Source organism: Teredinibacter sp. KSP-S5-2 (genome assembly GCF_032773895.1).
Lineage (GTDB): Bacteria > Pseudomonadota > Gammaproteobacteria > Pseudomonadales > Cellvibrionaceae.
This window is the reverse complement of record NZ_CP120416.1, coordinates 4,544,130-4,568,379: the sequence shown is the minus strand read 5'-3', so window position 1 is coordinate 4,568,379 and position 24,250 is coordinate 4,544,130. Positions and strand designations below refer to the sequence as shown.

General features: G+C 43.0%; 21 protein-coding genes. 18 read left to right on the top strand and 3 right to left on the bottom strand.

All coding sequences use genetic code 11. The annotated features are described in order from the left end of the window. Positions 1-31: 31 nt before the first annotated feature. Positions 32-1,642 carry a chromosomal replication initiator protein DnaA gene (gene dnaA / locus P5V12_RS19500; RefSeq protein ID WP_410483304.1) on the bottom strand — a complete coding sequence of 537 codons (1,611 nt, stop codon included), beginning with the start codon at positions 1,640-1,642 and terminating at the stop codon, positions 32-34. Between the two features lie 569 nt (positions 1,643-2,211). Between dnaA and rpmH the strand changes: the two genes are divergently transcribed. The 10 genes from rpmH to P5V12_RS19450 all read left to right on the top strand — a co-directional run bounded on the left by rpmH (position 2,212) and on the right by P5V12_RS19450 (position 12,267). Further along, positions 2,212-2,346 carry a 50S ribosomal protein L34 gene (gene rpmH, locus P5V12_RS19495; RefSeq protein WP_316954749.1) on the top strand — a complete coding sequence of 45 codons (135 nt, stop codon included), beginning with the start codon at positions 2,212-2,214 and terminating at the stop codon, positions 2,344-2,346. A 26-nt stretch (positions 2,347-2,372) separates the two neighbouring features. Then, positions 2,373-2,837 (top strand): ribonuclease P protein component, encoded by a 465-nt coding sequence (rnpA, locus tag P5V12_RS19490; RefSeq protein WP_316954748.1) that lies wholly within the window; start codon positions 2,373-2,375, stop codon positions 2,835-2,837. Further along, a complete protein-coding gene (gene yidD / locus P5V12_RS19485; RefSeq protein WP_316954747.1) occupies positions 2,783-3,070 on the top strand; it encodes a membrane protein insertion efficiency factor YidD in 288 nt (95 codons plus the stop codon). The genes rnpA and yidD overlap by 55 nt, the downstream gene beginning before the upstream one ends. Before the next feature lie 23 nt (positions 3,071-3,093). After that, positions 3,094-4,782, top strand: coding sequence for a membrane protein insertase YidC (gene yidC / locus P5V12_RS19480; RefSeq protein ID WP_316954746.1), 1,689 nt, complete (start codon positions 3,094-3,096; stop codon positions 4,780-4,782). After that, complete coding sequence (gene mnmE, locus P5V12_RS19475; protein ID WP_316954745.1) at positions 4,775-6,148, top strand: tRNA uridine-5-carboxymethylaminomethyl(34) synthesis GTPase MnmE; 1,374 nt, start codon at positions 4,775-4,777, stop codon at positions 6,146-6,148. Before yidC ends, mnmE begins: the two co-directional genes overlap by 8 nt. Positions 6,149-6,815: 667 nt before the next feature. Further along, positions 6,816-8,735, top strand: coding sequence for a tRNA uridine-5-carboxymethylaminomethyl(34) synthesis enzyme MnmG (mnmG, locus tag P5V12_RS19470; protein WP_316954744.1), 1,920 nt, complete (start codon positions 6,816-6,818; stop codon positions 8,733-8,735). Positions 8,736-8,800: 65 nt separating this feature from the next. Further along, positions 8,801-9,403, top strand: coding sequence for a 16S rRNA (guanine(527)-N(7))-methyltransferase RsmG (rsmG, locus tag P5V12_RS19465; protein WP_316957455.1), 603 nt, complete (start codon positions 8,801-8,803; stop codon positions 9,401-9,403). Positions 9,404-9,426: 23 nt separating this feature from the next. Further along, positions 9,427-10,221, top strand: a complete 795-nt coding sequence (locus tag P5V12_RS19460; RefSeq protein ID WP_316954743.1) for a ParA family protein — start codon at positions 9,427-9,429, stop codon at positions 10,219-10,221. Positions 10,222-10,297: 76 nt separating this feature from the next. Further along, positions 10,298-11,221 carry a ParB/RepB/Spo0J family partition protein gene (locus P5V12_RS19455; RefSeq protein ID WP_316954742.1) on the top strand — a complete coding sequence of 308 codons (924 nt, stop codon included), beginning with the start codon at positions 10,298-10,300 and terminating at the stop codon, positions 11,219-11,221. 23 nt (positions 11,222-11,244) lie between these two features. After that, a complete protein-coding gene (locus P5V12_RS19450) occupies positions 11,245-12,267 on the top strand; it encodes a hypothetical protein (RefSeq protein ID WP_316954741.1) in 1,023 nt (340 codons plus the stop codon). A 28-nt stretch (positions 12,268-12,295) separates the two neighbouring features. On the opposite strand, the gene P5V12_RS19445 is transcribed toward P5V12_RS19450, so the two are convergent. Together P5V12_RS19445 and P5V12_RS19440 are read right to left on the bottom strand one after the other, a co-directional pair. Beyond that, positions 12,296-13,345, bottom strand: coding sequence for an AraC family transcriptional regulator (locus tag P5V12_RS19445; protein ID WP_316954740.1), 1,050 nt, complete (start codon positions 13,343-13,345; stop codon positions 12,296-12,298). Beyond that, positions 13,345-14,307 (bottom strand): GGDEF domain-containing protein, encoded by a 963-nt coding sequence (locus P5V12_RS19440; protein WP_316954739.1) that lies wholly within the window; start codon positions 14,305-14,307, stop codon positions 13,345-13,347. The genes P5V12_RS19445 and P5V12_RS19440 overlap by 1 nt, the downstream gene beginning before the upstream one ends. Positions 14,308-14,616: 309 nt before the next feature. Between P5V12_RS19440 and P5V12_RS19435 the strand changes: the two genes are divergently transcribed. The 8 genes from P5V12_RS19435 to atpA all read left to right on the top strand — a co-directional run bounded on the left by P5V12_RS19435 (position 14,617) and on the right by atpA (position 24,246). Further along, the gene (locus P5V12_RS19435; RefSeq protein ID WP_316954738.1) at positions 14,617-17,472 is read left to right on the top strand and encodes a TonB-dependent receptor; all 2,856 of its coding nucleotides are present in this window, start codon (positions 14,617-14,619) and stop codon (positions 17,470-17,472) included. A 26-nt stretch (positions 17,473-17,498) separates the two neighbouring features. Further along, positions 17,499-19,439, top strand: a complete 1,941-nt coding sequence (locus P5V12_RS19430; protein ID WP_316954737.1) for a phytase — start codon at positions 17,499-17,501, stop codon at positions 19,437-19,439. 414 nt (positions 19,440-19,853) lie between these two features. Further along, positions 19,854-20,237, top strand: a complete 384-nt coding sequence (locus P5V12_RS19425; protein ID WP_316954736.1) for an ATP synthase subunit I — start codon at positions 19,854-19,856, stop codon at positions 20,235-20,237. Between the two features lie 41 nt (positions 20,238-20,278). Then, complete coding sequence (gene atpB / locus P5V12_RS19420) at positions 20,279-21,205, top strand: F0F1 ATP synthase subunit A (protein ID WP_316954735.1); 927 nt, start codon at positions 20,279-20,281, stop codon at positions 21,203-21,205. 45 nt (positions 21,206-21,250) lie between these two features. Next, positions 21,251-21,490 (top strand): F0F1 ATP synthase subunit C, encoded by a 240-nt coding sequence (atpE, locus tag P5V12_RS19415; RefSeq protein ID WP_316954734.1) that lies wholly within the window; start codon positions 21,251-21,253, stop codon positions 21,488-21,490. Between the two features lie 46 nt (positions 21,491-21,536). Beyond that, positions 21,537-22,007, top strand: a complete 471-nt coding sequence (locus P5V12_RS19410) for a F0F1 ATP synthase subunit B (protein ID WP_316954733.1) — start codon at positions 21,537-21,539, stop codon at positions 22,005-22,007. Between the two features lie 11 nt (positions 22,008-22,018). Next, positions 22,019-22,555 (top strand): F0F1 ATP synthase subunit delta, encoded by a 537-nt coding sequence (locus P5V12_RS19405; protein ID WP_316954732.1) that lies wholly within the window; start codon positions 22,019-22,021, stop codon positions 22,553-22,555. 146 nt (positions 22,556-22,701) lie between these two features. After that, positions 22,702-24,246 carry a F0F1 ATP synthase subunit alpha gene (gene atpA, locus P5V12_RS19400; RefSeq protein ID WP_316954731.1) on the top strand — a complete coding sequence of 515 codons (1,545 nt, stop codon included), beginning with the start codon at positions 22,702-22,704 and terminating at the stop codon, positions 24,244-24,246. Positions 24,247-24,250 lie beyond the last annotated feature (4 nt).

Genomic DNA, 24,250 nt, shown 5'->3' with positions numbered 1-24,250 from the left:
AATTTAAAAGACAAGCGCGATAGTTAAAAACTTACGTTGTTAGCGTTCTTAGCAAGTTTTTTACATCTTCTCTTATATCCGCGTCCGATTCCAAAAGTTCTTTTATTTTTCGGCAAGCGTGGAGAACTGTCGTATGATCCCTTCCCCCAAAAACATCACCTATTTCAGGCAAACTGTGATGTGTTAAATCCTTTGCCAGATACATAGCAACCTGACGTGGCCTGGCAACTGAACGACTTCTTCGCTTGGAATGCAGATCGGAAACCTTGATTTTATAATACTCTGCGACAACGCGCTGTATATTATCGATACTTACCAGACGATCTTGCAGGGCAAGTAGATCTTTTAGCGATTCTCTCACTAATTCGACAGTAATGGAGCGGCCGGTAAATTGCGCGTTGGCAATTACACGCTTTAATGCACCTTCAAGCTCTCGCACATTCGAACGAATTCTTTGGGCAATAAAAAAAGCGGCATCGTTTGGTAAGACAACATCCACCTCTTCCGCTTTCTTTTTTATAATTGCTACACGCGTTTCCAATTCCGGTGGTTCAATAGCTACGGTCAGACCCCAACCAAAACGAGATTTTAATCTCTCCTCCAGGCCATCAATTTCCTTAGGGTAACGATCACACGTCAGGATAATTTGTTGACCACCTTCCAGTAGCGCATTAAAGGTATGGAAAAACTCCTCCTGGGAACGCTCTTTACCAGCGAAAAACTGAATATCATCAATTAATAACGCATCTACGGAACGGTAAAAACGTTTAAAGTCGTTGATTGCGTTAAGTTGCAACGCCTTAACCATATCGGCAACAAAACGTTCCGAATGCAAATACACTACTTTGGCTCCGGGTTTGCGTTTAACCAGCTCATTCCCGACAGCATGCATAAGGTGGGTTTTCCCCAAACCCACGCCACCGTATATAAATAGAGGGTTGTACGATCCGCCCGGGTTATCAGCCACCTGCGTTGCCGCAGCCAAACCAAGCTGGTTTGACTTACCAACAACAAAGTTTTCAAAAATAAAATTTCGGTTTAAGTTGTGCTTATGTTGAGGGCCGCTTTCGGTTTCAACTTTTACAGTACGAGGTTCTTTGCGATTAAAGAGCCCCATAGGCGGTTGATTTTTAAAGTCTTCCCCATTATCAGATAACACAGCACCATCAATAAAGACGCCACCCGCTTCAAAATCATCTTCAGTCTTCTTTCGTTTTTTTAACACAGGTCTTTCTGTACTAATACCGCAGAAAGCAGGCTCATCAGTTGAAAATTGAGTATCCACCGGATCCTGAATCTGTTGCTGTGGCTCTGCAGGGAAAGGGTTCGTCTCTACTAGTGAATTGGCAATAGGCCTGGCCAGAAAATGATTACCAGAAGTAGTGTTCTGTCGATTAGCCACCATTAACTCGACCGTGCGATGCTCTTCCATGGATTGCTGGTCAACAATTTCCTGAATTCTCGATAAGTATTTATCGTTTACCCAATCCAAAACAAACCGATTCGGCGCAGCAAGGCGCAACACAGTTTCGCTAGAGTTATCGACTCTTAGCGGGCGTATCCAGGTATTAAACTGCTGGGCAGGCAGCTCTGATTGCAAATAGGAAACACAGGTTTCCCAGGTGGATTCAGGCAATTCCATTCACTCCAAAAAAAGCAAAATTAGCGCGGCGTTTTTAAGTGTAGAACAGGCACAAACGGAGAGAACATAAAAAAACTTAATATGTTGTTTTATGCGCCATCATTCTTAAAAGTTTAGTAGCAAAACCAAAATGGCCGGCCAGTTTACTCCCAAAACAAAATCTTATCCACAGGAATGTTCAATAAAATTTTGTTATATGCCTTGCAATATCTGGGCTATAGCCCTACGGCACCGACAAATATTAACTATTTGCGCCGTTTTTATGAATAAAACATTTGAATAGAAATATATTACCAAACCAAGTCTTTTTGTGGATAACCCTGTTAATAAGCTATTAGGAAATTGTTTAATACAAGTTAACTTCAGACATATCGAACAAAAACTCCACAAAAGACGAGATCATCCTTGCTTCCCGTTCGGATTCACCGTTGATTTTCTTAAGGAATATCTATAGAATCGCGCGTCCTTCGTACTCTTCACGGCGCTAAGTAGTACGCCCTTTTATTAAGGTGCTCTATTTATAGAGGAATGCGCTCGTTTAACTGGCAACAAATTGCAGGAATTTGGAAATGAAAAGAACATTTCAACCAAGCAACCTAAAACGCAAGCGTGTTCACGGTTTCCGTGCTCGTATGGCAACTAAAAACGGTCGTAAGGTACTTGCTCGTCGTCGCGCTAAAGGTCGCGTACGTCTTTCCGCTTAATACCTTATATAGCTTGAGCCGCTGGAGTGTCCGGCAAGGATTTTCAACCTAAAACCCAAGAATCAGACTCGATCATCGAGACTGGCTCTCAGTTGAAAGCACCTACTCCCATCAGCGGCTTTAAGTTTCCCAAAGCGTCACGTCTACTCAACGCTTCAGATTTCTCCCCCGTATTCGATAATCCACCTTTTCGTGGGTCGGATCGCTATTGCCTGATTCTTGCGAAACCTAATAACAGAGGCTATGCCCGGTTAGGGTTAGTGGTCGCAAAGAAAAACCTACGCTTGGCGGTTGATCGAAATCGCTTTAAACGGATAGTTCGCGAATCATTCCGTTTGAAACACCAACAACTCCCCCCAATAGATGCTATAGTGCTCGCCCGTCGGGGAGCAGACCAAATACCTAACCTCAAACTCCATAAGATGCTCGATAAGCTATGGAAACGTGTTGCCAAACAAGCCGCAGAGAACAAAAAGAGCGAACGAAGTTAACTGCTTTGCCGTTTTTGCTTGTTATCCGCTTTTATCGTTTTTGGCTCAGCCCTTGGCTAGGAAACCAGTGTCGCTTTGAACCCACTTGCTCTCGTTACGCTGAACAAGCAATACAGCAACGTGGCGTCATTATAGGTCTTACATTAAGCATCATTCGAATTCTGAAATGTAACCCCTGGCATAAGGGCGGCTACGATCCTGTACCCATGCCCAAAAACAAACAACAATCATAGATGATAAACGGTTATCGCTAACAATGAACTTGATACGTAACATACTGATTGGTGCAATTGTCGTTACCTGCTTTCTCCTGTTCATTCGCTGGAATGAATTTCAAGAAAGACAAAACGCCGCACTCACGTCAAATCAGGACACACTTTCTTCACAACAAGAAACGACTAGCGCACCTGAAACACCAGACTTCAGCGACCCAGTTGATACCCGCACTTCAGATGCTTCGGATATACCAAGCGAACCGGGTTCCGATGAACAAGCTCCCGTCGTTGAACAAGTCCAACCACAATTGGTTCGGGTCACGACAGACACCCTGGAAGTTCTTATTGATACCAAGGGCGGCGACATTGTTAAAGTGGCCCTACTTCAACACTATGCAAAACTTAATGAAGCGGATAACCCTTTCATTCTTCTTAATAGTAATGAAAGCACTGTTTATGTTGCTCAGTCAGGTTTGATAGGCCCAAATGGTACAGATGGAAGGGACGGCCGCCCTCTTTTCTCCGTTGCAGCAAAAGAATATGCACTCGCGGAATCGAAAGATTCATTAATGGTTGACCTTACTTTAGATCAGGGTGATGTAACGCTGACCAAGCGGTTTACCTTTAATAAAGGCTCATATTTGATTGATGTGGACTACCTCATCGACAACCGAAGTGATAAAAACTGGTCTGCTGCTCTTTACGGCCAGATCAAACGCGATGGCCACACCTTCAAAACCTCGTCCATGGGGATGAAGCCATATTTGGGGGCGGCCACTACCACACCCGAAACCCATTACGAAAAGCACAAATTTAAAGATCTCGAAGAAAACCCGGTTAAGTTTGAACATACAGGTGGTTGGGTCGCGATGGTTCAGCACTACTTTATCAGTGCCTGGATTCCAGATGCAGAAACAACAAACCACTACAACTTGAGAAAAGCACGCGGTAAAGATATTTACCTGCTTGGTTTTACTTCAGAAAGAACAACAGTGGCTCCAAACAGCCAGGGTGTGATTAAGTCATCCTTCTATGCTGGTCCCAAAACAATTAAAACCCTGGAAGAAATATCCCCTTACCTCGATCTCACCATCGACTTCAGCTGGTTGTGGTTCATTGCTAAACCGCTGTTCCACTTGTTGGATATTATTCATGGCTTAGTTGGAAACTGGGGTATTGCGATCATCATTCTAACCATGATGATTAAGTTACTGTTTTTCTACCCTTCAGCAGTGAGCTATCGCTCAATGGCGAAGATGAGAAAAATTGCACCGCAAATGCAGGAGTTAAAAGAAAGATACGGTGAAGACAAACAAAAAATGTCCACCGAACTTATGAAACTGTATAAAAAAGAAGGTGCTAACCCGGTCAGTGGATGTCTACCAATGATACTTCCTATGCCCGTGTTCATTGCGCTTTATTGGGTACTGATGGAAAGTGTGGAACTGCGCCACGCACCATTTATGCTTTGGATTCATGACCTAAGTGTGAAAGACCCTTACTATGTCTTACCGCTGATCATGGGCGCATCCATGTTCTTTATGCAGAAACTTAACCCTCCACCACCCGACCCCATGCAGGCAAAAATGATGCAGCTTATGCCATTATTTTTCACATTCCTGTTTATGATGTTCCCTGCTGGTCTGGTTCTATACTGGGTTGTGAATAACCTGCTATCTATGACCCAGCAGTACATAATTACCAAAAAAATAGAACAAGGTGATGGCTAACCCTAACAGCTCAGATACTATTGCCGCCGTTGCGACCGCCCCTGGTCGCGGCGGCGTTGGTATTATTCGTGTATCAGGCGGCAACGCCCTCATAATCGCAGAAGAAATACTGGGCTTTACCCCCGAACCGCGTTACGCACATTACTCGCCTTTTTTTGATAGCCAAAATGAGCCTATCGATCAAGGGATTGCAATTTTTTTCCCAAACCCCCACTCCTTTACCGGTGAAGACGTATTTGAACTTCAAGGCCATGGCGGTCCGGTAATTCTTGATTTACTACTACAAAGAATTGTCGCCCTTGGTGCACGACTTGCCAGACCAGGAGAGTTTTCTGAGCGCGCTTTTCTTAACGACAAACTCGACCTGACCCAGGCAGAAGCGATTGCCGATTTAATTAACGCCAGTTCGGAACAAGCGGCCAAACAGGCCCTGAATTCTTTGAAAGGCGAGTTCTCCGCAAAAATAGATCAACTTCAACAACAGTTGATTGAGTTGCGAATGTATGTAGAGTCCGCCATCGATTTTCCGGAAGAAGAAATTGATTTCCTAAGTGACGGAGTCGTATCCGGGCGTCTTGCTAATGCTATCCAACAACTTGATGCCACCTTACACCAGGCACAGCAAGGTGTATTAATGCGTGAAGGCATGAAGGTCGTGATTGCCGGACGCCCAAACGCTGGTAAGTCCAGTTTGCTAAATGCCTTGGCAGAAAAAGATATTGCGATAGTGACCGATATCGCAGGTACAACAAGAGATGTCCTGCGCGAACACATCCATATCGATGGCATGCCTCTGCACATAGTAGATACAGCTGGTTTAAGAGACAGCCCCGATCACGTCGAGCAGATAGGAATAGAAAGGGCTTGGCAGGAGATTTCAGAAGCTGATCGCATCCTGTTAATGATTGACAGCACCGACCCCGATCAAACAGATGTAAAAGCCCACTGGCCGGAATTCTTTTCCAATTCAGACTCAGGCCTTAAACAGAAATTAACCGTAATATTCAATAAAGTCGACCAAACTCAGCCTCGCTTTGACGACATTGAACAACGGCTACAACACATAGAAATCTCAGCCAAAACCGGCACCGGGTTAGACCAACTCAAACAACACTTAAAACAAGTCATGGGGTTTGAGGGAACAACAGAGGGTGGTTTCAGTGCCCGTCGACGTCATATAGACGCATTACAACAAGCCAAAGAATTTCTTTTAGCTGGTGAACAGCAACTGCAAGCCTTCGCAGCAGGGGAATTACTCGCCGAAGACCTTCGCATGGCACAAGAATGCCTGTCAGTTATCACTGGTACCTATACCGCAGATGATCTACTCGGAGAAATATTTTCCAGTTTCTGCATTGGTAAATAGTGCCTAAATTCCATTTCATTTTTTTATTGATACTCCCTTCGAAAAACTTATCCACATATATTCACAGCTTTTTCAGATTAAAACCCAAGCTAATTCCGCATCTGTCTAACAGTTTTTCCCCTGAGAACAAAAAAGCATCAAAAACAAAAAGGTTTAAAACAGCATAACTACATTTTCTCAACAGCTTTGCCACAGAGTTTACAAATAGCATTAGTGATAATGAAAAAGGTGTGAGTAGGACCTGTAAACTAAGTGAAATATCTTGGTCACAAAGGGTGTGCTGTTTTAGTCTGTTTTTTGATCATAATTTCCGATGGGGATAACCCGCCTTTTTTTACACAACCTAAAACAAGGTTATCATCGGTAAATATCACTGTGTTTACATAAGTTATCATTCTTGTAACCTATTGATTTAAATAAGTTTAATTACCTTATTCACAGGAAAACGCGCCCCTAATATTTACATTAAACATAATCCCTCTATATAACATTCACACACATATATACTTTTCTTATATATTTTTTAAGTACATCAACCATCAATAAACTTGGTAAACTACCCGGCTCACGAGAGAGTATTTATTTAAATACAGTTCTTTTTTTGACCAACTCTCACTATAATGGCCGCCCTTAATTTCATCCTCCTAGCGAGCACGCATTTTTCTCTATGATTTACCCTACTCGGTTTGATGTCATTGTTATCGGTGGTGGACACGCTGGTACGGAAGCCTGTCTGGCTGCCGCACGTATGGGCTGTAAAACACTCCTTCTGACCCACAATATCGAAACCCTTGGACAAATGAGTTGTAATCCAGCCATAGGCGGTATTGGCAAAAGCCATCTGGTAAAAGAAATAGATGCTTTGGGAGGCGCAATGGCGACCGCCACAGATAAAGGCGGTATTCAATTTCGTGTTTTAAATAGCCGTAAAGGGCCTGCAGTTAGAGCCACTCGAGCACAAGCCGACCGGGTGTTATACAAAGCAGCTGTTCGCGGTATATTGGAAAATCAGGAAAATCTGGTTATTTTTCAGCAGGCCGCTGATGACCTGATTGTCGAAGGTGGCAAAGTTGAAGGCGTAATCAGCCAAATGGGGGTTAAATTTTTTGCCCCGGCTGTGGTACTAACAACTGGGACTTTCCTCGGTGGCAGAATTCATATCGGGCTGGAAAATCATGCAGGGGGAAGAGCTGGTGACCCGCCTTCGATAGCATTGGCTGACCGTTTACGTGAGTTACCGTTGAGAGTGGATCGGTTGAAAACCGGTACGCCACCTCGTATTGATGCTCGCTCAGTATGTTTCGATGAGCTGCAGGAACAATGGGGAGAAACCCCGACTCCGGTTATGTCCTTTTTAGGTAGTGTAGCCGATCACCCGCGCCAGACCTGTTGTTGGATTACGCATACCAACACGCAAACCCACGATATTATTCGAACCGGTTTTGATCGTTCTCCAATGTTTACTGGTGTTATCGAAGGCGTTGGACCAAGATACTGCCCTTCCATCGAAGATAAAATCAATCGTTTTGCCGATAAGGAAAGCCATCAGATTTTTATCGAGCCCGAAGGATTGACCACCCATGAGCTATATCCGAACGGGATCTCCACCAGTTTGCCGTTTGATATTCAGTTACAGTTTGTCCGTTCTATCAAAGGCTTCGAAAATGCGCATATCTCACGACCAGGATACGCCATCGAGTATGACTTTTTTGACCCTCGGGACCTTCAGTACAGCTTGGAAACCAAAGTCATAGAGGGCTTATTCTTTGCTGGCCAGATTAATGGGACAACCGGGTACGAAGAGGCTGGTGCACAAGGTTTGCTGGCGGGTACTAACGCCGCGCTGAAAGTCAAAGAGAAAGACCCCTGGTGCCCGGAAAGAGATCAAGCCTACATCGGGGTATTGGTTGATGACTTGATCACTAACGGCACGAAAGAACCTTATCGAATGTTTACCAGTCGTGCGGAATACCGTTTATTGCTGCGGGAAGACAACGCAGATACACGGTTAACGGAAAAAGGTCGTGAACTAGGTTTAGTTGATGATGTGCGTTGGCAGGCTTTCTGTAAAAAACGCGAAGCTGTTGAGCTGGAAACACAGCGCATGAAATCCACCTGGATCCAGGCCAATAGCGAACAAGCCAAACAACTCGAGCCTAAATTGAGCGCCCCGTTGGCTCGGGAATACTCGATGATGGACTTGCTCAAGCGGCCCGAACTTGGGTATGAAGACATTGCTTCGTTGAAAGGCGAAGTAGTTTCAGACCCACAAGTGGCAGAACAAGTAGAGATTGCAGCCAAATATTCCGGGTACATTGACCGACAATCCGAAGAGATCGCTCGATTACGTCAGCATGAACAAACCGCGATACCCGAAAGCTTTGACTATGCTTCGGTCGAAGGGTTATCAAACGAGCTAAAACAGAAGTTAAGTGAAGCTCGACCTAGCACATTAGCCAGGGCTTCGCGCATTCCCGGAGTAACACCTGCAGCGATTTCTCTGATATTGATCTACCTTAAGAAGCGCGGTTTACTGAAAAACGTTTCATTAACGCAAAATTCAACCGAGTCGGTAGTTATTAACTAGTGGGTGAGATAAGTTCTATACAATACGACCAGCTGGTTCGTGCTTTGACCCGAGGGGCTGAAGCGATGGGCGTTGAGCTAACGGATGCAGCTCAAGTCAAATTGGTGGACTATCTTTCCTTGTTTGCAAAGTGGAATAAGGCTTACAACCTTTCAGCCATCCGTGACCCGGAACAGATGCTGACAAAACATCTGTTGGACAGTTTGAGTATTGTTAACATTCTGGCCAAACTGCCCGGAAACCGCTATATCGATGTAGGCACCGGTGGTGGACTGCCGGGAATTCCCTTGTCGATCGTGTTTCCCGATAAGCATTTCACGTTGCTGGATTCGGCGGGGAAAAAAATGCGTTTCTTGTTTCAGGTTAAACAAGCACTGCAACTTGAGAATGTTCAAGTCGAAAACCGTCGAGTAGAATCGTTTAACCCTGAAACAGGCTACGATGGCGTACTAAGTCGGGCATTCGCCAGTCTCAGCGATATGGTGGAAGCTACGCATCATCTGCTCAACTCCGAAGGCCGTTTTATGGCTATGAAAGGTGTGTTCCCGACAGACGAGTTGAGCGTATTGGCGAAACACTATATCGTCGAAACCTGCCACTCTCTCGATGTTCCCGGTTTAGAGGGCGAGCGACACATGGTCTTGATTCGGCAGGAAAAAATCCAATAAAACTTATTGTTATGGGCAACGCTGTGGGAAAAATATACGCAATCGCAAATCAAAAAGGGGGAGTGGGCAAAACCACAACTTGTGTGAATCTTGCCGCGTCTTTTGCTGCTACCAAGAAAAAGGTCTTGCTTGTGGATCTGGACCCTCAGGGGAATGCGACCATGGGCAGTGGTATTGACAAAAACGACTGCGAATACAGCATATATGACGTTCTGCTCGGATTAACCCGAATTGAAAACGCCCTGGAAAAATCGCCTGAAGGTCACTTTGCTGTCTTGCCCGCAAATGGGGATCTCACCGCAGCCGAAGTGGAATTGCTGTCAATTGACAACAAAGAACACCGTTTGGCTGGCGTGCTAAAAACAGTAAGAGAACAGTTTGATTATATATTGATCGACTGCCCGCCATCGCTGAATATGCTGACTGTGAATGCGCTCACGGCTTGTGATGGTGTCATTATTCCTATGCAATGTGAGTACTATGCGTTGGAAGGTCTATCGGCGCTTGTTAACACAATTAACACCATTCAAAGCGTGCTCAACCCTAATCTGAAGATTGAAGGCCTGCTTCGTACTATGTACGATCCGCGCAATACTCTGACAGGTGAAGTGTCAGCACAGCTGGCTGAGTACTTTGGTGATCGTGTTTATCGAACCTGCGTGCCACGTAATGTGCGTTTGGCGGAAGCGCCCAGCTTTGGCCAACCGGTTATCACTTACGATCGCCAATCGAAAGGCGCGTTGGCCTACATTGCCCTGGCCGGTGAAATCATTCGTCGGAATGAAGCCGCAATGCAAGAACTGGCAACAGCCAGCTAATTGAGTCGTACCTGCTGGTTCCAGGTACTATCCTTTAAAGTCATAATTTCACAGTTTTCCTCTTATAGGATTCAAAATGGTAAAAAGAAAAGGGCTCGGTCGAGGGTTGGATGCACTATTGACCGGAGCAAACAAAGGATCTGACCCGGTTGATGCGATCAAAGCGGCCACTGAAGTCGCAGCTGACGCTTCGGTACTTGAAGACAGCGTGCTAAAAGATATTCCAGTTGAATACATGCAACGGGGTAAATACCAGCCCCGCCGGGACATGGACCAGGAAGCGCTGGAAGAGTTGGCAGAATCCATCAAAAGCCAGGGCGTGATGCAACCTATAGTGGTACGCCCCATTGGCAAAGAAGATGGTCATACCAAATACGAAATTATTGCTGGTGAGCGTCGTTGGCGTGCAACCCAGCTAGCTGGAATTGCCAAAATACCCGCGGTTATTCGGGATGTACCTGACGAAACCGCAATCGCAATGGCGCTTATTGAAAATATCCAACGGGAAGATTTGAATCCCATGGAAGAGGCCGTTGCGCTTAAGCGATTGCAAGATGAATTTGAACTGACCCAACAACAGGTTGCCGATGCGGTTGGCAAATCCCGCACTGCGGTCACCAACCTACTCCGCTTATTAAATTTGGGCGACGAAATCAAAACCATGTTGGAACATGGTGATCTGGAAATGGGGCATGCACGTTGCTTACTCACATTAGAACCAGAACATCAACGCAGTGTTGCCAGACAAATCGTGGCAAAAGGCCTATCTGTTCGGCAGGCAGAAGCTTTAGCCCGGTCGGCACATAATGCAGAACAGGGTAAAGAGAAACCTTCAGTGACTTCAGATTTGAAGCACCTTGAAGAAGGTCTTGGTGAACATGTTGGTGTGCCGGTAATTGTTCAACATACCGCAAAAGGTAAAGGAAAGTTGGTGCTTAAATACAATAGTCTGGATGAGTTGGATGGGATACTGAATCATCTAGGGTATCAACAAGACTAAGTTTAATTATTGAAGAGATATTCATGTCTAGGGTTGTACTGTCGTTAATTCTTTTTTTTATATCACTACATGCATTGTCATTTGACGAATTTTTTAGCCAAAAAGATAAAGATAAAGGCGTAACTTTAAACCTATACATAGATACAACCGAAAATACCATTTTTGTAATGCCCAGAGTACCACCGGCGTACTGGATCGGAACGCCGTCGTTAAAAGAAATAAAAAAAAGATCATATACTAAGGTAAACCAGCATTATCTAGAAAAAACTAAAAATATAGATTTTCCTGCGTTGTTTTCTCAATCTGTGACTCGTGTTGTAGATAAAGCCGATTGGATTACAGTGAATAATAAATGGGAAAGGTCAGAGGAAACACCGGAAGTAAGAGAATTTAAGAATAAAAGGTTTAAAGGAGTAAGTCACCTTAACCTTAGAGCTAGATTTTTTATGACTAGGGATCACAATCTTCTCTATGTTGTTTGGGCTGGTGAGTACTTTCCAAATCCTAAGTCAACCAAAACCAAAAGTTTTTTTATCTCCTATCAATCTCCCCAAAGAATTATTTATAACAAAAAAATATCGGAGGAAGAAAAAACTCTGGAGATAGGTAATCTTGAAAAAGAGTACTATGAGTTAGTAAAAAAAAATCCTGAAAAAGAATACAAACTAAAACCTGAATACCAGAAAAAAATAAAAAAAATAAAAAGTATGGAGTATATGGAAGTTGAGAAAACATCCGTCAGGTTTGAATGGACAGAAGAAAATATTGAAAAATATATAAATGAAGGGATGCAAACTGTAGAAGAACAGTTCCACAGGATGTTAAACGTAGAGTTAACTAAAAAGGAATTTAAAAATAAAAATAAAATGATGAATATCACCTATGCGAATACTTATGCATTGAGAAGACATAAATATGCTAAAGCTGAAAATATTGGTGATTACTCTGTTATTGTAAATCATTTAAATGGGTATATGATATTTCCAGAGAATGAACTTCCTAAAATGGATTTTTATCAATACGGTCCTTTGGTTATATATTATTAGTCAAATAGAATGGAATAAGGACTTGCTACTATTGATTTCTATAATCGCCAGGAACCTTACCGGTCCAGCGCTTAAACGATCGCCGAAAGTTTGCTGAATCGTGAAAACCGAAGAAGTTAGCGAGCTGTTCATTATTTAACTTTTCGTGTTGAATTAAATAAATGGCTCGACTTCTTCTCACGTCATCAATCAGTCTCTGAAAATTCACCCCGTGCTTCTTTAGCTTGCGTTTAAACGTTGAGGTACTTAAGCCAAATGTCGAAGCTGTATTCTCCAAGTCCAACGGCGTCTTAATATTCTCTTCAATACACTCTGTCACCAGACGGACAAAGCTTTCACTTTTTAATCTTTTTTCGCTGCGCAAAAATTCTGATATTGCTTGAGAATAGATAACACTGGATGAATTTGGCCAGCTTTCATTTAGATAAGGGCCTTCCACCAAAAACATCGTTTTAGGTTTTGAAAAGTACAATTTGTGAGACAAATGAACTTCATACTCTTCGATGTATCCTGGCTGTTCATAATCAAACTCAAAGCGCCATGGGAAGCTTCGCCCAGCAAGCCATCGAATCACGGATTTACATGCTGTCATAAAAGCTTCGATTAAAAACTTGCGATGAGGGCTTGCGCCAAAAGCGTCCTGAAACTCAAGCCCAACATATCCCTCGATTTTCACAGGTTTTAGTTTCAGATAAGGGCACAATTCATAATAAAAGTTATCGAAGAGGTCAAAAAAATCTTCCAGATTAGAGCAATGCATGATTGCATTGGATAAAGAAGACAAATTGCCTGGATAGATTGTATGACCAAAAATAAAACTTAGATCCTTTACCGCAAAGTGCTTTTTTGCGTTACCAATAATACAGTCGAATTGGTCTGGAGAAGTTAATAGCGAACCCTGAGCAATGTCTTCGTAAAAAATACCAGTACTGCGGAGTGTTTTATTCGGGTCTACACCTTTTCTTTCCAGCAGATCAACAAGTAGAGCGGGATACCAATGTGCAGGAATAAAACGGCTGTCGTTTTCCAGCCATTTTCCTTGCGCCGCCATCTGCCAATTATTGTCCGTTGAACTCATTACTTGTCGCCGCCTGAAGAGCTCAATGTTTTTACTTTTGTTAACTCATCTTTGGCTCTTTGTAGAATCTGCTCGGGAGAATCCCCGTCTCCAGAAACAACGCTAAAACAGGCTTGTAGAAATAATCGATCACCCCTTTTTGTCTTATAGGCAAAACTGGTGACAGCCTGATCTAACTCTCCTGCTATTTGCCTGCTTGCCTGTTCGTCTCGGTTGGGTAGTAAAACGGCAAAGCGATCTCCTGCATAACGGCAAATTAAATCGTCCGGGCCGAGGTTTAAAATCAATAGTTCACATAGTGAATGCAATAAGTTATCACCCTCTTCATCACCGTATTCTCGATTGATTAGATAGAAATCGTTAATATCCAAAAGAATTAAGGAGAAAGGTTGATTACTTTGCAAAGCTTTTTCATGTTCGCGCTGCAATTGGCTTTTTAGGTAATTGATGTCGGATATCTGAGTAAGGTGGTCAACTAAGGTATGCTCCCGAAACAGACGCTCCCGGTTTTTGAGCTGTTGGTTTATTACTAATTGTTCTTTTCGCCAGAGGTAGAGAGCGATTGTGATCAGCGCCATTCCTATTGATAAACCAAACTCCAAATAGATATGCCAGAAAGATCCCTCTCGTGGGTGAAACCCCTCATCCATTGCATCCTGAAAGAGCGCAATAAACAAAGCAAGTAAACCGCCGATTAAAAAATTTGTCACCCTCCCTGCTGGCCGGCTGGAAAAAATTATCAGAATCCAGGCCAGAACCATTAAACTGGCACCGCCTTCCGAAATAACATCCAGCCAATCAATCAAGTGTAATTGTTTACTGTCACCAAGCCCTATGTTTAAAAGGGCAACCAAAATGATGGATAAAACCAGACAAGTAAGCCAACGCAGATGAGATTGAACTACATTGTGTATAAAACCATTCATAAGAAGCAACGCATATAAGTGGGAAATTTCTGCCATTATCAATGATAATAGCGCCTTTCAACCGAGGGGGTTGAATTAGCTCAACCCCATTTTATAAATCCATGAGTTTTTAAAAGTATTCAGATATAAATCGATCTTAAACTGACAAATTGATATATAAATTAATCATTGTTACACCTTAAATAAAGTCATTTGAGGTCAGAGAGAATGCTTTTTAAGCAAAATAGGGCCCTAGATCGAAATTACTGTCGTCTTGGTTAACAAATTGGTCATATCCGAACTCTATTTTTCAAATCCAATTTGAATAATCTAAAAAACAGTAATCAGGTTTTAGAGGTTTTACGTATGGCTAAATTTGGACGCGAACTCAAGGTAAAAAAACATTTTTGTTTTTTGGGTATGTGTTTTTTACCTGGTCTTGCTGGGGCTGATGGCCTACTTCAGGGCACAGTGGTATCCAGCGAATCGCCCGATACGGGAATAGCTGGTGTGGTTATTCGTATCAATGAATTAAGTCAACAAGTTCGCAGTCAGGAAAATGGTCATTTCTCCTTTAAAAACTTACCTGAAGGTATTTATACCGTTAATGTCAGCTACGGTGGCAGTCACGCTATTACCCAAACGGTACATATTCAAAGCGGGGAAAACACGCTCGGTCAGATATTACTGAAAACTGATGTGGAAAATATTGAAACCACCCGAGTCATAGGCCATGCCGCCAGTTACAACAAGGCTTTGAATAAGGAACGATCGGCAGATTCCATTATGAGTATTCTCAGTGCGGACGCTATTGGTCAGTACCCCGATGCCAATACATCCGATGCACTGCGGCGACTACCCGGACTTTCTGTGGAAAATGATCAGGGTGAAGGAAGGTTTGTGCGTGTGCGAGGTATGGGCCCCTCTTACAATGCTGTAAGTATAAATGGCGTACGTGTACCCTCCCCTCAAAGTGGAACACGGGCGGTTGCGTTGGATGTTATTCCTGCTGATTTATTAGAATCTCTGGAAGTCAGTAAATCGCTTACACCGGATATGGATGCGGATTCGCTAGGTGGATCGATAAATTTAAACTCCCTATCCGCGTTTGATCGAAATGGCCTGTTTTGGAAAACAACCGCTGAAGTTAATTATGACGATCACTCAGAGAACACCAGTCCAAAGCTTTCCCTTACCGGATCAAATATCTACAACGTTAATAGTGACAAGGACAACTTCGGGGTTGCGGGCTCGGTTAGTTGGTTTAAACGGGAGTTTGGTTCAGATAATGTCGAAACTGGTGGTTCCTGGAATAAGGATTCTTTAACCAGCTTTGAGTTGAGGGATTACGAAATTCGTCGCGAACGGTTTGGTTTGACACTGAACTTTGACTACAAACCCAGCGATTCAACTAATTTGTTTATACGTACACTTTATAGTGAGTATACGGATAACGAAAAAAGGAACAGAATTGAATATGACTTTACACAGGGTAAATACAATGACGAAGAAGGTGTATGGCAAGGGCAAGATGGATTAGAACCACAGCAACCATTAGGAAATACACCTGAGACTGCGTTGGAAATCACCCGAGATTTAAAAGACAGGGAAGAAACTCAAAAAATCACTTCGATAAGCTTTGGTGGCGATACTCAGTTTAATCAATGGAAATTTGACTACAATATTGCCTTGAGCAAAGCGAGTGAAAAAACACCCTATCACATTTCTGATGCGCAATTTGAATATGCGTTAACGACGGAAAGTGATGGAGCAAGTGAGATAAGTGATATTTACTATACCGCTGGAGATGTTATTTATATTTATGGCCTGACAAACACATCGGCCACAGATATGTCCAATTTTGAATTAGATAAAATTGAGTTAGAAAAACAATCCACTGACGACGCTGAAAATAGTATAAAGCTTGATGCAACCAAGAACTTTCCTATCTCCGATAACCAGGCATCGGTTAAATTCGGATTTAAATACTCGGATCGGGAAAAGAATAACAATCAAACCCTTTGGGCGTTCGAAGATCCTTCGCGTACATTAGATCAGTTTGTTGGAAAAAAGGTTACCCATCAATATGCGGATATGGGAAGAGAAATCAGTTCGTCAGCCATCTGGCAATTGGAATCGGAGTTAACGCGATCCATCAACGATGATCCGAATGACTCCATTGACCAATATATTCTTCAGGAAGACTCCAATATTGACGATTATTCCATCGAAGAAGATGTTCTTGCCGGATATGTAATGGGTACACTCGACACCAACAAGTTGAGACTATTAGCGGGTATTCGTTATGAACAAACAGACTTTAACGCTCGCGGAAAATCCTATGATGAGGTAAATGGCGATCAAGCCATAAGCGAACGACGTTTTGCAAAAAATAACAATGAGATGTTGCCATCCATTCACCTTCGTTACTCATTGAGTAAAAACACCCAAATGCGGATGGCCTGGAGTAATTCGTTAGTTAGACCTGAATTTGATCAGGTGCGTCCAGGATTCTCCCGTAATGATGATAATGAAGCCGAATTTGGTAACCCTGAATTAAAACCATTGCAATCATCAAATATTGATTTTGGAATAGAGCATTATGTTGGTTATGCCAGCGCATTTTCGGCATTCGTTTTTTATAAAGATATTAAGAACTTCACCTACCAGGTTGATCAGGGGGGAGAAAATGGCATCTATCCACAATATGAAGAAGCTATTACCTATAAAAATGGTGAATCCGCTGACCTGATTGGTATGGAGCTTTCTATTTCAAAATCATTCAGCGAGCTACCTAAACCATGGAATGGGTTTTTGGTCACCAGCAATATAACCTATACCGATACGGAAGCGGAAATTTCAAACAATAATGTTTACTCTAGGACGATTTCTCTGCCCCATCAATCTGATTTGGTTGCCAATCTGGCATTAGGCTATGAAACCAGTAAATTCAGTATCCGTCTGGCTACGAATTATAAGTCTAAATACCTAACGGAAATCAATGATATGGAAAACCATGCCGAAGATATCTACGTTGACGGTCACCTATCTATGGATTTATTAGCGCGGTATTACTTTACGGAAAATTTCCAGGTTTTCTTTCAGGGAGTCAATTTAAATGATGAGCCCTACTATGCCTATCAAGGAGAAAAGAGATTCAATGCGCAGTTTGAAGAGTATGGGACAAATTACCGTCTTGGTGTAAGTATATCCAGGTTTTAAAGGTGTGCCGGATTGTGAAATTTTATATGACAGCTTTAAAAAAAATATCCGTTTTCTTTGGTGCGTTAATTATTAGTATTTACCTTTTCGGTTGCGCCAAGCAAGATAAAAGCCTGAGTCAGCCTGAAGTTCTGAATCTGACCCTGTTAGGTGAGCAACACAATATCAATACCGTTCAAGAGTTCACAGTTAACAATAAAAATTATTTTATCGCCAGTAGCGAACAATACGGACTGTTACTTTTAAATAACCAGGGAAATCTACTGGCTAATCTTAAAGGTAAATATGAAATTATTGAGTTAGTTAATATTACAGACTTTGGTAATTATGCTGTAACTCTTGACACAGAGTTGAACACCATAAAATTCATTGATGTCGAAGTGGAGCCTGCGAAACTGACATCAGCCAATAAAATACAACCACCCAAGTTCATAATCGATGGGTTTTGTACACATGTTGACCAACAAAGAAACCTGTTTTTATTTTTGCTTGATGGTTACGGTGGCGGTGAGAACCGATGGGTTTTCGATACCAAGAGAAAAAATTTCACTGACCTTCATGTTAAGCAACTTAACCTCCCACCCAAAACGGATGTATGTGTTACCGACACGCTTTCCGATACGCTTTACCTAATGGAAGAAAATCTGGGAGTTTGGGCGTATCCGGCGAATTCGGAAAGTGTGCTCGAAAGAACCCTGGTCGACATCAATACGGAAAAAGGAAAACTTGTTGGCGAGTTAGCTTCTATCGCGATTGCCAAAGAAAACCTTTTTGTTTTAAGCGGTGAAACAAATTTGATAACGATGTACAGAAAAGTCAATCAACAGTGGGCGTTTTGGCATCGTTATCAAATTCCACAGGAAATATCGGCAAGCAGAATTTCAGTAAATGAACAGCTCGATTATTTGCACATATCTATTGTGGACAAAAAAGGAAGAATTTTTCACGGGAAAATTCAATCCCCTAGTGGTAAAACAACCGAGCATGCATCTAAAGAATTTGGTCATGTTACTGCACTGGTTGAAACTTCCGCTTTTTCTCAATGGGGAGATACAGCAGATGATCCCGCGATATGGATAAATTTAAAAGACGCCGAAAAAAGTCTAATTTTAGGGACAAATAAAAAACAAGGATTATATGTATACGACTTCCAAGGCAACGAAATTCAGTCGTTACCAATTGGAGATCTGAATAACGTGGATCTACGCCAGCAAGTTATAACATCTGACGGCGTGTTGGACATCGTTGCTGCGAGTAATCGGTCAAATAATCACATATCACTTTTTTCTATCGACCCATCAACCAGAAAAGTCTATTGGTTAGCTGACGCGGCAACAACGCTAAATCAGGTTTATGGCATCTGTATGTATAAAGATAAACGAGATAAGGCGTATGTGTATATTAATGATAAAGACGGGCGTTATGAACAATACGCGTTAGACATAAAAGATGGACAGATTGAAAGTCAGTTAGTGAGAAGTTTTGCCTTAAATAGCCAACCGGAAGGTTGTGCTGTTGATGATCTAACGGGAACGCTGTTTTTGGGGGAAGAAGATAAAGGTTTATGGTACATGGATGCGAATTTTGAACAAGCCGCAATTCCAGTGTTGATTGAGCCGGTAGGAAGTATTCTGGTTAATGATATTGAGGGCGTTGATGTTATTCACAGCGACTACGGTAACTATGTTGTTGTCTCGAGCCAGGGTGATAACAGCTATGCCTTGTTTAATATTGAGAAACCTTTTATTTACCGAGGGTCATTTAAGATTACCCCTAATGGAAGTAAGGTAATTGATGGTGTTGCTGAAACTGATGGTTTAGCTGCATCGGGGTGGGATTTTGGTGGTGAATTCCATCAAGGGGTGATAGTGGTGCAGGATGGTTACAACCTTATGCCCCAAGAACCACAAAACTTTAAATATGTTAGTTGGCAGAGTATTGCAGAAGAGTTACATCTAAACGACTAAAAAATAGTCAGTCAGATATAAGGGATTAGATGAGTGCTCCAGAATAGGTCATTTATTTGATACAAAAATGGGCGCTTGAACTACCATCCCTTACTCCCTATAATCTCTGCCGCTTGAATGCCGGTAAAATGACCGACCTCAAGGCAAGTTGTGAAAAAAGTGAGTAACAACTGGCACAGAATTTGGCAGGGGTGTTAAAAAACACTCACTAAAATACAAAATAAGCCGAATTTTGACGATATCTGCTGAGAAGTTAGAAGGTTTTTACGCTTCTGCTCTATAGATATAGAACAGGTGATAAAAAAAAGCTTAGCCAGCCCTTAGGGGGGTTGTGGTGTTTTGTACGTATTTGTGTAGTCAAATACTGGGTGGCTTTTTGCTACCCAAAAGAATAGCAAAGTTTAGTTAAGCGCTATGGTTAAAGCACCAATAAGCACCACTCTGATTTTTCAGCTAGGGCTGACTGTTCCAGTGTCGACACTGGTTTACTGGTTTGACCCTGTTCAGGGGTACTCCTTTCTTTTGGGGGCTCTGATATATCTCGTGCCCAATCTCTATTTCACTAACTATGCCTTTCGTTACTCAGGAGCCAAAGCTGCTCGTTGGGTAGCCGGGTCATTTTCCTTGGGCGAATCCGGCAAACTTGCTTTAGCAGCGGTAGGGTTCGCAGCAGTACTGAAGTATGTTCAGCCTCTCGACGCAAAATTGCTGTTCGCGGGGTTTATTTGTTTGGTTGTCCTGCAATGGTTTATTGCTATGAGAATAAGCCGGCAGTTAGATGAAACTAACAAAGAATAAAAAACGTATACGTTGAATTTAATAGGTAGAGTAGGTAAACAATGGCTTCGAACGAAGGCTTAACTCCAAGTGGTTATATCCAGCACCATCTACAAAACTTAACCTATGGTCGCCTACCTGCAGGGTATGAGCGCCACGACGGCAGTGTCCTGGAAAATGCGACCTGGACTATGGCTCACAGTGTCGAAGAAGCCAAAGATATGGGCTTTAATGCTGTTCACTTGGATACCATTGGTTGGAGTATTTTTCTTGGGGTGCTATTTATTTTTGTTTTTGGCCGTGTAGCCAAAAAAGCCACAACAGACACCCCTCGTGGTTTGCAAAGCTTCGTTGAGCTTGTGTTTGAAGGTGTTAACGGTATCGTTAAAGAAATCTTCCACTTTAAAAGCCGCTTTGTTGGCCCGTTAGCACTTACCGTTTTTGTTTGGATCTTTTTAATGAACCTGATGGATCTGATCCCAGTTGATTGGCTTCCGTGGGTATCGCAAAAGATCTCCGGCGATCCACATTTCTTCTTTAAAGTCGTACCGACAACAGACCCAAATGCCACTATGGGTATGGGGATATCTGTATTCTTCATGATGATTTTCTTTAGTTGTCGTGAAAAAGGCGTTTGGGGCTTCATTAAAGAACTCACTTGTCACCCTTTCTTTGCTCCCAAAGAAAAGTGGTACCTCAATATTCTGTTAATCCCGGTTAATACCGTACTTGAAACTATCTCACTACTTGCCAAGCCAGTTTCATTAGGTTTGCGTTTGTTCGGCAATATGTATGCAGGTGAGGTTATCTTCATCCTTATTGCCATCATGTTTGGTGCTGGTTTGTTGATCGGTTTGTTAGGTGGGGTTTTACAGTGGGCCTGGGCGGTATTCCATATCTTGGTAATTCTTGTTCAAGCCTTTGTCTTTATGGTGTTAACCATCGTGTACATGGGAATGGCGTTTGATTCTCATGACGAAGAACATTAATCCTTTTTAGTTTTTTATAGTTTCTACTTTCATCAGGAGTAAAAAATGGAACAGGCAATTGTATATTGTGCAGCAGCATTTCTTATCGGTATCGCAGCACTTGGTACTGCACTAGGTTTCGCAGCTTTGGGTGGCAAGCTTCTTGAGTCTTCTGCTCGTCAACCAGAACAAGCACCAGCGTTACAGGGCAAAATGTTCATCATGGCTGGTCTATTGGACGCGGTTCCAATGATCGGTGTTGGTATTGGCATGTACTTGATCTTCGCGGTAGCGCCAGGTCTATAAACACCACTCGAAACTCATTGAAATAAATACCTAGTGAGGTGTTGGTGTGAATATTAATTTAACACTTATTGGTCAGTCCCTGACCTTTTTGGTGTTCATCGCATTTTGCATGAAGTATGTATGGCCCGCCCTGCTTGGCATCATGCAAGAGCGTGAAGAGCGTATTGCTGCAGGTCTTGAAGCTGCAAACCGTGCGGACAAAGACCTGAAGCTTGCTCAAAAACGTTCAAATGAACAACTTCATGAAGCAAAAGTGCAAGCAGCAACAATTGTTGAACAAGCGAATAAGCGTGCGGCACAGATTGTCGATGAAGCAAAAGAAGCTGCTCACCAGGAAGCTGACCGTATAAAAGCTCAAGCGCAAGCTGAAGTTGAAAGACAGGTTAGCCAGGCTCGTGAAGAGTTGCGCGGTAAAGTCTCTGTTCTTGCCTTGGCGGGTGCAGAAAAAATTCTTGGTGCTTCAGTTGATGCTAAAGCCCATGAAGCCATGCTAGAAAAACTCGCAGCGGAACTGTAAGAGAGGGCCAAATGGCAGAACTGATTACTCTTGCACGACCTTATGCTAAAGCTGCATTTGAATATGCCCGGAATGCAAAGGAACTGGATGGTTGGCACAAAGCCCTATCCCTGGCGTCTCTTGTAGCTCTAGATAAACAAGTTATAACTATGCTTCAGTCACCAAATTTAACGACCGTGGATAAGGGCGATAAGTTTGTTGAGATTTGTGGCGAAGATATTAGTGACAAACAAGCAAACTTTATTCATCTGCTAGCAGAAAATGATCGTTTACTTCTTTTGCCACAAATAACAGAGCTATATGCGCTTTATAAAGCGGAACAGGAAAAAACTGTCGATGTAGAAGTCTACACAGCCTATGCAATATCAAGTTCTTTAGAGCAGAAGCTGGCGGATACGTTGAAAGAAAAACTGGACCGGGACGTGTCTCTTATCACTAAAGTCGACAAAGACTTGATTGGTGGCGCATTAATTCGCGCTGGGGATACCGTTCTCGATGGCTCGGTGCGGGGTCGTTTGGCAAAACTTGCTGAAGCGATGAACGCCTAAAAAATTTTTGAGCTCGTGCAGGTGCGTTTAAGTCTCTGAGTAAAGAAGCTTAATTTTAATGCACGCTCGATGCTTTCAGTGTTTGCCGTACATCGTATAGCACGCGCATTTGTACAGAACTCGATTAAAAGCTAAGGAATTACAGTATGCAACAGCTGAATCCTTCTGAAATTAGTGAAGTTATTAAGCAGCGAATCGAAAGCCTTTCGGTATCGACTGAAGCCCAAAATGAAGGCACAGTCGTTTCTGTTACCGACGGTGTTATTCGCATCCATGGTCTTGCCGACGTAATGTACGGTGAGATGATTGAATTTGAAGGTGGTATCTTTGGTATGGCGCTTAACCTTGAGCGCGATTCTGTTGGTGCCATTATCTTGGGCGACTACCAAACAGTAGCGGAAGGTCAGACCTGTAAATGTACTGGCCGCATCCTGGAAGTACCAGTTGGTACTGAACTGCTTGGTCGTGTAGTCGATGGGTTGGGTAACCCAATCGATGGTGCTGGCCCTATTGGAACAAAAGAAACCGATGCAATTGAGAAAATTGCGCCGGGCGTAATTGCGCGTAAATCGGTTGACCAACCAGTGCAAATTGGTTTGAAAGCGGTTGATACCATGGTACCAATCGGTCGTGGTCAGCGTGAGTTGATTATTGGTGACCGCCAGACTGGTAAAACAGCTGTTGCAGTTGATGCCATCATCAACCAAAAAGGCACAGGCATTAAGTGTGTTTACGTTGCAGTAGGCCAGAAGGCATCTTCTGTTGCTTCTGTTGTACGTAAGCTTGAAGAGCATGGCGCGATGGAACACACCATTGTTGTTGCTGCTACCGCTTCTGACCCAGCTTCTATGCAATTCCTTGCTCCATTTGCGGGCTGTACCATGGGCGAATACTTCCGTGACCGTGGTGAAGACGCGCTAATTATTTATGATGACTTGACCAAGCAAGCTTGGGCTTACCGTCAAATATCTCTTCTACTTCGTCGTCCACCAGGTCGTGAAGCGTATCCTGGTGATGTTTTCTACTTGCACTCGCGTCTGCTAGAGCGTGCTTCCCGTGTAAGTGAAACTTATGTTGAGAACTTCACTAACGGTAAAGTGAAAGGTCAAACCGGTTCTTTGACTGCATTGCCTATCATTGAAACGCAAGCTGGTGACGTATCTGCGTTCGTACCTACCAACGTAATTTCGATCACTGACGGTCAGATCTTCCTTGAAACTGACCTGTTCAACGCGGGTATTCGTCCTGCGATGAACGCCGGTATTTCGGTATCCCGTGTTGGTGGTGCTGCTCAGACCAAGATCATCAAGAAGCTTTCTGGTGGTATTCGTACCGCATTGGCTCAGTACCGTGAATTGGCGGCGTTCTCTCAGTTCGCTTCTGATCTGGATGATGCGACCAAAGCCCAGTTGGATCACGGTGAGCGTGTTACTGAATTGATGAAACAAAAACAATACAGCCCTCTAAGCGTTGCAGAGATGGCGGTTGTTGTTTATGCCGCTGACAAGGGTTACCTGAAAGATGTTGAAGTTGCAAAAATCGGCGACTTTGAAAGTGCCCTACTTTCTTACATGAACACTTCAAAAGCAGAGTTGATGGCGGAAATTAACAGCACTGGTAACTATAACGACGACATCGAAGCTGGTATTAAAGAAGGCTTGGATCAGTTTAAAGCCACTCAAACTTGGTAAGAGT

Bases quoted from the DNA above. Each gene is read 5' to 3' on its own strand.
- rsmG (WP_316957455.1), top strand. From the start codon at position 8,801: ATGGGCGTTGAGCTAACGGATGCAGCTCAAGTCAAATTGGTGGACTAT.
- P5V12_RS19435 (WP_316954738.1), top strand. From the start codon at position 14,617: ATGGCTAAATTTGGACGCGAACTCAAGGTAAAAAAACATTTTTGTTTT.
- P5V12_RS19425 (WP_316954736.1), top strand. From the start codon at position 19,854: ATGGTTAAAGCACCAATAAGCACCACTCTGATTTTTCAGCTAGGGCTG.
- mnmE (WP_316954745.1), top strand. From the start codon at position 4,775: ATGGCTAACCCTAACAGCTCAGATACTATTGCCGCCGTTGCGACCGCC.
- atpB (WP_316954735.1), top strand. From the start codon at position 20,279: ATGGCTTCGAACGAAGGCTTAACTCCAAGTGGTTATATCCAGCACCAT.
- dnaA (WP_410483304.1), bottom strand. From the start codon at position 1,642: ATGGAATTGCCTGAATCCACCTGGGAAACCTGTGTTTCCTATTTGCAA.
- rpmH (WP_316954749.1), top strand. From the start codon at position 2,212: ATGAAAAGAACATTTCAACCAAGCAACCTAAAACGCAAGCGTGTTCAC.
- P5V12_RS19445 (WP_316954740.1), bottom strand. From the start codon at position 13,345: ATGAGTTCAACGGACAATAATTGGCAGATGGCGGCGCAAGGAAAATGG.
- yidD (WP_316954747.1), top strand. From the start codon at position 2,783: ATGGAAACGTGTTGCCAAACAAGCCGCAGAGAACAAAAAGAGCGAACG.
- P5V12_RS19430 (WP_316954737.1), top strand. From the start codon at position 17,499: ATGACAGCTTTAAAAAAAATATCCGTTTTCTTTGGTGCGTTAATTATT.
- mnmG (WP_316954744.1), top strand. From the start codon at position 6,816: ATGATTTACCCTACTCGGTTTGATGTCATTGTTATCGGTGGTGGACAC.
- P5V12_RS19455 (WP_316954742.1), top strand. From the start codon at position 10,298: ATGGTAAAAAGAAAAGGGCTCGGTCGAGGGTTGGATGCACTATTGACC.
- yidC (WP_316954746.1), top strand. From the start codon at position 3,094: ATGAACTTGATACGTAACATACTGATTGGTGCAATTGTCGTTACCTGC.
- P5V12_RS19450 (WP_316954741.1), top strand. From the start codon at position 11,245: ATGTCTAGGGTTGTACTGTCGTTAATTCTTTTTTTTATATCACTACAT.
- P5V12_RS19440 (WP_316954739.1), bottom strand. From the start codon at position 14,307: ATGGCAGAAATTTCCCACTTATATGCGTTGCTTCTTATGAATGGTTTT.
- atpA (WP_316954731.1), top strand. From the start codon at position 22,702: ATGCAACAGCTGAATCCTTCTGAAATTAGTGAAGTTATTAAGCAGCGA.
- atpE (WP_316954734.1), top strand. From the start codon at position 21,251: ATGGAACAGGCAATTGTATATTGTGCAGCAGCATTTCTTATCGGTATC.
- P5V12_RS19405 (WP_316954732.1), top strand. From the start codon at position 22,019: ATGGCAGAACTGATTACTCTTGCACGACCTTATGCTAAAGCTGCATTT.